We start from the raw sequence: 10,379 nt of genomic DNA, 5'->3' as shown, positions 1-10,379 counted from the left end.
TATTGTTGGAATATTTCTGAGTGAACTGATAAAGAGAAGCTTTCTTAGGCTTTAATACTTTGTTTGACATATGATTATACCTCCATCTAATTTCTAATCTAATTATAGAACAGATGGGAAATTCATGTGTCCGGTTCAGCTTCATGAACGCCGTTTAATCGGTGCTTCTGAAATTTAATTTTCACTGACCTGTGGTTTGTGGGTATTCAAATAAAAGTTTTATGTAGGGTATATTGACGAGTTTACAAATAAATGGTAATTTGTACATTGACAAAAAAAGGAAGGGATAAAATGCACAGGTTTAAAGAGAATCGAGTGATGTATCAGCGTATGTTGTTCTTGATGATCTTAGATGCGATGTTTACCGTACTTGCTTCGTTTGTAGCCATTTTTACAAGAATGGAGTTCAAGATTGATTGGTGGGTATGGAATAATTATTTAGAGATTTTTGGGATTGATATATTAATTACACTTGTTGTTTATTATGTATTTAGGTTTTATAAAAGTATGTGGAGGTATGCTTCTATTGTAGAGGTCAGACGATTGCTTCTAGCCGTTATCTGTTCTGATTTTTTCAGAATGCTTCTCTATGTATTTGTATTAAGGGTAGAACTGCCACGTTCATGGTTTATTCTTGAACCATGTATGCTTCTTATATTGAGTTCTACTTTGCGTTTCTTATATCGTGGAATGCGCTCAATGAAAAATGACAGTCCACTATTTGAACAGGACAAGCATTTAATCAATGTAATGATTATAGGAGCTGGGGAAGCAGGTAATATGCTTCTTAGAGAAATCAAGAGAAGTTCGCATCTTCCAATGAAGGTTGTATGCTTCATTGATGATGATCCGCTTAAACAGGGTTATTATATGAATGATGTACCGGTTGCGGGTAATAGGGATGCCATTGGAGAAATGGTTAAGAAGTATAAGGTAGATGAGATTTATATTGCATTACCATCTGTATCTATCAATCAAAGAAGAGAATTGATGAATATCTGTAATAATACAGGATGTAAGATCAAGATTCTGCCAGGTATTTATCAGTTGATGAATGGGGAAGTGAAGGTTTCTAAGCTTAGAAATGTTGAGATTGAAGACCTTCTAGGAAGAGATCAGATTTCAGTTAATATGAATCAGATTGCCTCATATGTAGAAAATAGAACAGTTATGGTGACTGGTGGCGGAGGATCTATTGGTAGTGAGTTATGTAGACAGGTTGCTGCGAGACATCCAAGCAAATTAATTATTGTAGATATTTATGAGAATAATGCCTATGATATTCAGATGGAATTAAGAAATGCGCATCCAGAATTGAAACTAGATGTGCGTATTGCATCTATTCGTGATGGAGAAAAAATTGATGCTTTATTTAATGAATTAAGACCAGAAGTGGTGTATCATGCAGCCGCCCATAAGCATGTGCCACTTATGGAAGATTCTCCTAATGAAGCAATTAAAAACAATGTCTTTGGTACTTTGAATGTCGTAAGAGCCGCAGATAAGTATAATGTCAAGCGTTTTGTACAGATTTCTACAGATAAAGCGGTTAATCCAACCAATATCATGGGTGCAAGTAAACGTATGTGTGAGATGATTATTCAGGCATTCAGCCGTCATTCTAGTACAGTATTTACAGCTGTAAGATTTGGGAATGTATTAGGATCTAATGGTTCTGTTATTCCTTTATTTAAGAAGCAGATTGCACATGGTGGACCTGTGACAGTGACTGATAAGAATATTATCCGTTATTTCATGACTATTCCAGAAGCTGTATCACTAGTTATGCAGGCAGGTATATTTGCGAAAGGTGGAGAAATATTTGTCCTAGATATGGGTGAACCGGTTAAGATTGATGATCTAGCAAGAAATCTAATTAAGTTATCTGGCGTTACTCCTGATGTAGATATTCCAATCATCTATACAGGACTAAGACCTGGAGAAAAACTATATGAAGAATTATTAATGGATGAAGAAGGTTTACAGAAGACAGAGAATGGTTCTATTTTCATTGGTCATCCTCTAGATTTTGATGAAGAAGTTTATTTTGAACAATTACATCATCTAAGAGGTACGATTGATGATATGCATCAAGATACAATCCGTGATGAAGTACGCAAGATTGTCTCTACTTATCATCCAGAATTAGGAGGAAAATAATGGAACAGAATACAAGAGATATACATGGTATCAAGTTCATCAGAGATGAAGATTTCATTTTAAGAGAAATTGCTGGGGAAGCAGTACTTGTACCAGTAGGAGAAAATACAGAATTATCTAACTCTATTATTTCATTGAATGAAACAAGTGTCTTTTTATGGAAACTCTTTGATCATCCAGTGACTTATGATGAAGTATTAGATGAAGTATATAAAGAATATGAAGACCCTGAAGGAACAATCAGAATTGATGTATTGTCATTCATCAATGATTTTGTCGCTCATGGTTTAATTAAGGAAGTTGAATAATCAACCTCCTTTTATTTTACATATATTTATTGTGAAAATATGTGATAGATTTAGGTAATTGTGTAAATTATTTTTTTGTGTTAACATGACGATGTAAGGAATTTCATTATGAAAGGAGAAAATCAAATGAATCAGTCACAAAGCGTATTAGATTGCATTACTGTCCTTTATGATCAATTATTTGATGCAGAAAAGAAGATTGCGAAGTTCATACTTAATAATCCTAAAAAAGTAGTTGATATGACTGTATCTGAACTTGCAGAAATAAGTGATGTGTCTATTGCATCTGTATCAAGATTTTGTCGTAAGGTGGGTTTAAAAGGTTTTGCTCAGTTAAAAATATCTTTAGCTCAGGAACTTGTAGATACACATAAGAGTGGAGAAGTATCTAATGATATTTCAGTAGATAATATTCCACAGTCTTTACAGAATATTCTCGCAAATAAGATTACTGAACTCAAACAGACAGTAAATCAGATCAATACAGACGAATTTAAAGCGATTTTAGAGGGTATTAGAGATTCATCTAGAGTGCAGGTGATAGCAGTAGGAAATACGATTCCTGTAGCCATTGATGCAGCTTTTAAGTTCAATGAATTAGGTATACCAACAACTGCAGGAACGATCTGGGAAACTCAGCTCTCTTACTCTTTTACTTTAGGTAAGGGAGATGTCTTAATAGCCATCAGTAACTCTGGAGAATCCGATAAAGTATTAGAAGCAGTTAAAATCGCAAATAACAATAAAGCAATGACAATAGGTATTACTAATAGTCCTCACTCAGCGATTGGTGAAGAAGTACAATATCATATAACAACTGCCACACGTGAAAAACTTTTCCTTGATGAATTCTGTTTCTCTAGAGTTTCAGCAAGTACAGTGATAGAGATTATCTTCTTGTTCTTGACAGAAATGATAGAAAACTCACATAAATCCATGATCAAGTGTGAAGAAATGTTTGCGGTAGATAAAAGATAATAACAGGATGGACAGTCTAGATGGTTGTCTGTTTTTGTATGATGTGAGCGACTTGTGAACGTATAATAGCTATAATTTAATTGAAATTCGGCAAAATAACAAAAAGCCGAATATCGTTTAAAAAAAGCGTATTCAACTATTAACAAAGAACGAATAATCTATCATTGAGTAAATAGTGAATGAGGACTATAATCTTTTTTAAGATTATAAGAATAATGGTATTAAGACAAACTATTAAATGTCAATAAATAGTTAAATTTTCTAGAATTTATTGATTTTATAGGCATTTGTCTTGGTTTAGAGGTGAATCCTCTATAAAAATCCTCTTTCTTTTCTAAAAAAGAGTACACTTAAAAGAACTTTCCAACGAAAAAAACAGTTGAAAGCTCTTACATTAAACTTTTACTTACTGTTAAGCAGGTATCATTTCATCTGTTTTGATGTAGACAAATCTATGTAGTTCACCATTAATATCAGAATACTGATAAATCTGTTTTCTAGTATTTTTAGGAAAGTCTAATGATATTGAATTGAAGAACGTATCTCGGGTTTCTTCTGGTAATCTCATGATATGATCATGTAAGATTACAAAACTGCTTTTATTTTTCATAATTGAATAGATATATCGTGCAATCTTGTTTGCGATTGCAATGTTAGCCAGCTTATGTCTTTTCTTGTTTCCATTCTTTATTCTTTCAAACTGATGTTTGAGAACAGGATTATGACGTCTGGCAAACTCAGCAATCATATAAATTGCATGTCTAAGATATCTAGAACCTTTTTTAGAGATCTTGCCCATAGTTTCTACAGATGTCCCAGAGCGTTTGTTTCTTGGGCTTGTTCCTGAATAAGAAACAAAACAGTCTGCGTTTTTAAATCTTCTTATATTACCAGTTTCAGCAATAACAGTTGCAGCAGTTATAGGACCGCATCCTGTAATTGTAAGAAGCAGTTTATAAGCTGGATTTAAAGAAGCAATATCTTTAATATATCTTTCAATTGATTTGAGCTGACCTTTTATATTTTTAATGTTTTCAACAAGGTCTAGAATGATACTTTTTCCATAGGAAGAAATATCATCAGGAACTAAAGTATCCTGACATAGTTCAAAGAGCTTATCTACTTTATCCATTGAACAACGATGCTTGGTTGCTTCATAAACGACGTCAAACACTTCAACTCTAGAAGCATTTATGATATCATGTGTCGTAGGATATGAAGATAAGACAGCGATAAAAGCAGCTGATTTAGGTTCGAAAACATATTGAAGTTCAGGAAACAAACAATCGCATTGGGCAATGAGACGGTTGATTTCTTGAGAATAGATTTTTTTGATCTGATAATGTCTGTGTACTAAAGCTTTCAAATCTTGATATCCGTTTTTATTTTCAAAAACGTTGTCATTGACATATTGAACATCTAAATCAGTGCCAATGATAGTAGAAATAGTTTGAGCATCCAAAGGATCTGATTTAGCGATATTATGAGCAATGCGCCATTGATTGACAAAATCGGTATTAAGAAATTTGATGCTTTCGTTTTCATAAAGATTCGCTTTGATGTAGTCATAGACATTAGTAGAATAGATACCAGTAACTTCTAAGGCAAAACAGATACTGGTACAGTTAACATCAGAATAGCTTCTAACAGTTTCTAAAAAAGAAGCAACTTCTGATTTAACAAACTTAAAAGATAATTTTTTACGCAAGAATTTAGGTTTAACAGATCTACGATCACTGACCTTGAGGATAGCAGCATCTGCTTTACCTTTAGAGACGTCCATGCCAACATAAAGAATATAATTGTTTTCCATAAAATAATGACCTTCTTTCTATGTAATCGGTTTTGAATTGCACCGCTAAAGCAAGACAAACGCAACCTCGCAAATACGGAGACAAGTGTAGAAACACTGCTGCAACAAACTAATTCGGGTATAAAGTGATGTCAAGTCTAAAGGATTAAGTCTTTTTGAAGTGGACGTACATGAAGTAGCCACAGGGGGAAAGAATAAAACCTTCATTCAAAACAAAACTATTATCTTAAAATTAGAATGTACAATCAATAATGAATCGATAGAGTTCATTAACTGATTACGTACATATTATACGAGGGGAAATAAAATGGGAATGAAAGATTTATCACAAGAAGATGTCATGGGATTACTAGATACTTGTTATACGAAATGTCTTGACGGTATACCAAAGGTCAGTCCTAGAATAGAGGATATGGCTAATGATTATTTAATTAAATATGACAGTACAGAAGATGCTTGTAAAGCGATGCTGAAAAATCAAATTACAAAATGTACAACTTCAGGGGTTGTGACAGGATTTGGTGGTGTTATCACAATGCCATTAACTTTGCCTGCAAATGTAGGAAATGTCATGTATGTTCAAATGAGAATGATTGCTTGCACAGCTTATATGGCAGGGTTTGATTTGAATAGTGATCAGACACAAACTTTCGTCTATGCCTGTCTAGCTGGAGTGGCAGTGAATGGTTTATTGAAAAAGGCAGGAATTAGTTTTGGACTCAAACTCGCAACAGGCGTTGTCAAGAAGATACCAGGTAAATTATTGACTAAAATTAATCAAAAGGTAGGTTTCAGATTCATTACGAAGTTTGGTACAAAAGGCGTTGTGAATCTTGGAAAGATGATTCCAGGGGTAGGTGCCATTGTTGGCGGTGGACTGTATTTTGTAGAAACAAAGGTCATTGCTGATCGTGCTTATAGATGGTTTATGTTAGGAGATTATTCTATTAAGGGAAAAGAAAATGATACTCTAGTTGACTAATGAGTCTAAGATATTTAGGAACCGATAACACATATAGTATGACGATGATGTTTTTGCATCTAATCGTCATACTTTTTTGTTTTTATCAATTTTATAATTGTGTAAAATATTTACGTGAAACATATTGACAAAGAAAACCTTTACATAATATAATGAAGACGGAAAAATATTTTTACAGAAAAAGGAGACCATGTAAATGATTTACACAATTACATTTAATCCAGCATTAGATTATGTTATCACAGTTGATCATTTCCAGAAGGGAATTGTCAATAGAGTATGTGAAGAACATATCTTCTGTGGAGGTAAGGGTATTAATGTTTCAGCCATCCTTAAGGAACTTGGTTATGAATCTCAGGCTTTAGGGTTTGTAGCAGGTTTTACTGGTGATGAAATTGTACATCGTGCGAAGAGTGAGTATGATATCAATACTGATTTCATCAAGGTTGAAAAAGGTATGTCACGTATTAATGTAAAGATGCGTAGTGATGAAGAAACAGAAATCAATGGTATGGGACCTACGATCACTGATGAAGATGTAGCAAAGCTTTTTGAAAAGCTTGATACATTAAAAGAAGGAGATGTCCTTGTTCTTTCTGGTTCTATTCCTAAGTGCATCAGTCCTAGAATCTATGAAGAAATTCTAGAAAGATTACAGAACAAAGGTATCTTATTTGTCGTTGATGCAACGGGACAGTTACTAGTGAATGTATTGGCTTATCATCCATTCTTAATTAAGCCAAACAATCATGAGATTGAAGAAATCTTTGATGTAAAACTAGAAACTGAAGAAGATCTAGTCGTGTATGCGAATAAGCTACAGGAAATGGGTGCACGTAATGTCTTGATTTCACTTGCAGGTGATGGTTCTTTACTTGTAGATGAAAATGGTGGAACACACCGTTTAGGTGTCTGCAAAGGTACAGTAAAGAATTCAGTTGGTGCAGGTGATTCTATGGTAGCTGGTTTTGTGGCTGGTTATCTCAATAATGGGGATTATGATGAAGCATTGGCTTTAGGTACAGCATGTGGTGGAGCAACTGCTTTCTCATATTCATTAGCAAAAAGAGACTTCATTGATGAATGTCTCGCACAATTGAAGGGAGAATAACATGAAAATTACTGAGTTATTGGACTTAAAGGGCATTGAACTTGGTGTCTCTGTAGGTTCAAAAGAAGAAGCGATTAATAAGCTTGTTGACTTAATGTGTGCAACTGGTAAGATTTCAGACAAAGATGCATACAAAGAAGGTATCTTAGCACGTGAAGCATTAACTTCTACTGGTATTGGTGAAGGAATTGCTATTCCTCACGCACAGGTAGCAGCCGTTAAAGCTCCAGGGTTAGCAGCAATGACTGTGCCTGATGGTGTAGACTATGAATCATTAGATGGTCAGCCTGCTCACCTATTCTTTATGATTGCGGCACCTGCAGATGGTGGAAGCACTCATTTACAGGCATTAGCTAAACTATCAGCACTATTAATGGATGAAGGTTTCCGTCAGGATTTATTAAATGCGAAGACTCCAGAAGAATTCTTAAGCATGATCGATATGAAGGAAGCAGAAAAAGATGCTGAAGAAGCTGCAGAAGCAGCTGCACCAGTAACTACTGGTTATAAAGTATTAGCTGTTACTGCATGTCCTACAGGTATTGCTCATACTTTCATGGCTGCAGAAAACTTAACTAAAGCAGGTGAAAAGCTTGGTGTACCACTAAAAGCTGAAACAAACGGTTCTGAAGGTGTCGGAAATGCGTTAACTGCAGAAGAAATCGCAGCATGTGATGGTATTATCGTTGCTGCAGATAAGAATGTAGAAATGGCTCGTTTTGATGGTAAGCCAGTTCTTACAGTACCTGTTACTGAAGGTATTCGTCATCCTGAAGAATTAATCAATAAGATTGAAAACGGTGAAGCACCAATCTATCATGCAAGTGCAGATGCTAAAGAAGCAGCTGCTTCAGGTGAAAGTGCTGGTAGAAGCTTCTATAAGCACTTAATGAATGGTGTATCTCATATGTTACCATTCGTTGTAGCTGGTGGTATCATGATTGCCATCTCATTCTTAGTAGATGATAAGAGCGCAGGAGCTAAGTTTGGTTCATCAACTCCTCTTGCTGCTTGGTTCAATAATATGGGTAACGTATCATTTGGTATGATGTTACCAATCCTTTCTGGATTTATCGCAATGTCAATTGCAGACCGTCCAGGTTTAGCTGTAGGTTTCGCAGGTGGTTTACTTGCAAAATCTGGTGCTACTTTCTTAGATCCTAGTGCTGCAAAAGTTGCTGCAACTCCAGGTTTCTTAGGAGCATTATTATATGGTTTCGTAGCTGGTTATATCATTCTATTCTTAAAGAAGTTATTTAAAGGCTTACCAAAATCATTAGATGGTGTTAAACCTATTCTTTTATACCCATTACTTGGTGTATTCTGTATGGCTGTATTTGCAAGTGCCATCAACCCATTAATGTCTATCATTAACCAGGCTTTAACTAACTTCCTTAGTGGTTTAGGTAACTATGGTATTATTCTTGGTGTTGTAGCAGGTGGTATGATGTCTATCGATATGGGTGGACCATTCAACAAGGCCGCTTATGTAACAGCAACTGGTTTACTTGCAAGTGGTAACTATATCTTAATGGCTGCTGTTATGGCTGGTGGTATGGTACCTCCTCTAGCAATCGCTTTATCTACTACATTCTTCAAGAATAAGTGGACTGAAGACGAAAGAAATGCTGGTTTAGTAAACTATATCATGGGATTATCTTTCATTTCTGAAGGGGCTATTCCATTTGCAGCCAATGATCCAATCCATGTTATTCCATCATGCGTTATTGGTTCAGCTGTCGCTGGTGGTTTATCAGTCGCATTCAATTGTCAGTTAAGAGCACCTCATGGTGGTGTATTCGTTATCGCAACTGTAAGCAACTGGCCATTATACTTACTTGCTATTGCAGCAGGTTCAGTAGTAGGATGCTTAATTCTTTCTGCATTAAAGAAAGCTAAATAGTTATAAATTAGTGGCGAAAAACCCATAGGCTTGCCTATGGGATGAAAGCCACATAATTTTTACTATAGATAGAGACAGATGTATTTCAGAATTTGAAAAGTATTACAGTAAAGAAGAAGCCTTAATTAAAAGAATTAAGATTAATAGAATCAAAGTATTGAATATTGGAATCAAAATAGCATAAAATAAACATCAGGGAGATTGATTATACTTCCTTATCGAAAGATAGAAATTTACCGTTAATGTGGTCGTTGGACTGCTTGGTAATAAAAGTTCTTGCTCAAATAGATTTATACTTGTATTCCAAAGTCTGAAAATGATGTACGATTACAAGCTAAACTTGACAGTAAGAACCCCACGAGCTTGCCCGTGGTAGTAGTCAGTATGAAGTGTCGGGTAAAACTGACACTTTTATTATGCATTAACGGTCAAAATGTAAAAAATGTTATGAAGATGTGTAAAGAGTAGTGAAAAGGTGTTGTAAAAAGAAGGGGGTATGGTAGAATACTATTTGTCTGTCGAAAGAAGAACAGAATATTGAAATGGGGAGGGGGGGAAAATAAATATGAAGAAATGGTTAACACCTAGCGCTATTCAGGAAGACCTTATGGCTGATGCTGCAGTTGCAGTAACATCATGTGGTAGTTATAATGCGACTACATATTGTGCTATTCCAGGTAAAGATGCTTATCATGTAAATGATGGTGACGATTATAGAAAAGACAGCAACGGTCTTTGGCATAAGGATGCTTGTGTAAAACCCGGTACAGGAAATATCTCAAAGGGTACTGGTATGGAAGGCGGCTGGTTTGGAAGCTCAATCTCCAATATTAAAATTGGTTCTAAGGTTGATGATTTAACTGCTGCTGTAGATTCAAATATTGGAAGCTATACTTCATCAACATTTGAAGTTGGTGGTGATTATAAAGCTTCTTGGGAAAGTAAAGACTGGTTTGGTAGAGTATATAAACATTATGGTTTTGTACATGTAAATAGTGTTGATGGCTTTAATCCAGCACACCCAAATAGATCTTAAACTATAAAACATGTCAACCGAAATTGATAATGTCTCAAAAATAATCAAACATTAGCACCACAACGGTGCTTTTGTTTTGCAGCATAAT

The 10,379-nt window shown here is 35.0% G+C and carries 8 protein-coding genes; 7 read left to right on the top strand and 1 reads right to left on the bottom strand.

The annotated features are described in order from the left end of the window. Window positions 1–291 precede the first annotated feature (291 nt). The 3 genes from EAI80_RS10130 (at window position 292) to EAI80_RS10120 (ending at window position 3,446) form a co-directional block, all read left to right on the top strand. The gene (locus EAI80_RS10130) at window positions 292–2,160 is read left to right on the top strand and encodes a nucleoside-diphosphate sugar epimerase/dehydratase (protein WP_238634562.1); all 1,869 of its coding nucleotides are present in this window, start codon (window positions 292–294) and stop codon (window positions 2,158–2,160) included. Then, window positions 2,160–2,468, top strand: coding sequence for a PqqD family protein (locus EAI80_RS10125; protein WP_006504572.1), 309 nt, complete (start codon window positions 2,160–2,162; stop codon window positions 2,466–2,468). The genes EAI80_RS10130 and EAI80_RS10125 overlap by 1 nt, the downstream gene beginning before the upstream one ends. Window positions 2,469–2,594: 126 nt before the next feature. Beyond that, a complete protein-coding gene (locus tag EAI80_RS10120; RefSeq protein WP_192924048.1) occupies window positions 2,595–3,446 on the top strand; it encodes a MurR/RpiR family transcriptional regulator in 852 nt (283 codons plus the stop codon). 412 nt (window positions 3,447–3,858) lie between these two features. Here the strand turns inward: EAI80_RS10120 and EAI80_RS10115 are convergent, their stop codons facing one another. Next, window positions 3,859–5,259, bottom strand: a complete 1,401-nt coding sequence (locus EAI80_RS10115) for an IS110 family transposase (protein WP_022424820.1) — start codon at window positions 5,257–5,259, stop codon at window positions 3,859–3,861. Between the two features lie 307 nt (window positions 5,260–5,566). Here EAI80_RS10115 and EAI80_RS10110 point away from each other — a divergent pair, with 307 nt between their 5' ends. The 4 genes from EAI80_RS10110 (at window position 5,567) to EAI80_RS10095 (ending at window position 10,291) form a co-directional block, all read left to right on the top strand. Continuing rightward, window positions 5,567–6,241, top strand: a complete 675-nt coding sequence (locus EAI80_RS10110; RefSeq protein WP_129981921.1) for an EcsC family protein — start codon at window positions 5,567–5,569, stop codon at window positions 6,239–6,241. 196 nt (window positions 6,242–6,437) lie between these two features. Then, entirely contained in the window at window positions 6,438–7,352 is a 915-nt protein-coding gene (pfkB, locus tag EAI80_RS10105; RefSeq protein ID WP_129981920.1) for a 1-phosphofructokinase, read from the top strand. A gap of 1 nt (window position 7,353) precedes the next feature. After that, entirely contained in the window at window positions 7,354–9,255 is a 1,902-nt protein-coding gene (locus EAI80_RS10100; RefSeq protein ID WP_129981919.1) for a fructose-specific PTS transporter subunit EIIC, read from the top strand. A 565-nt stretch (window positions 9,256–9,820) separates the two neighbouring features. Next, window positions 9,821–10,291, top strand: coding sequence for a hypothetical protein (locus tag EAI80_RS10095; RefSeq protein ID WP_129981918.1), 471 nt, complete (start codon window positions 9,821–9,823; stop codon window positions 10,289–10,291). Window positions 10,292–10,379: the final 88 nt, after the last annotated feature.

It is taken from the genome of Catenibacterium sp. co_0103 (assembly GCF_004168205.1).
Lineage (GTDB): Bacteria > Bacillota_I > Bacilli_A > Erysipelotrichales > Coprobacillaceae > Catenibacterium > Catenibacterium mitsuoka_A.
The sequence above is the reverse complement of the archived record's forward strand: the minus strand, read 5'-3'. Positions and strand labels throughout refer to the sequence as shown.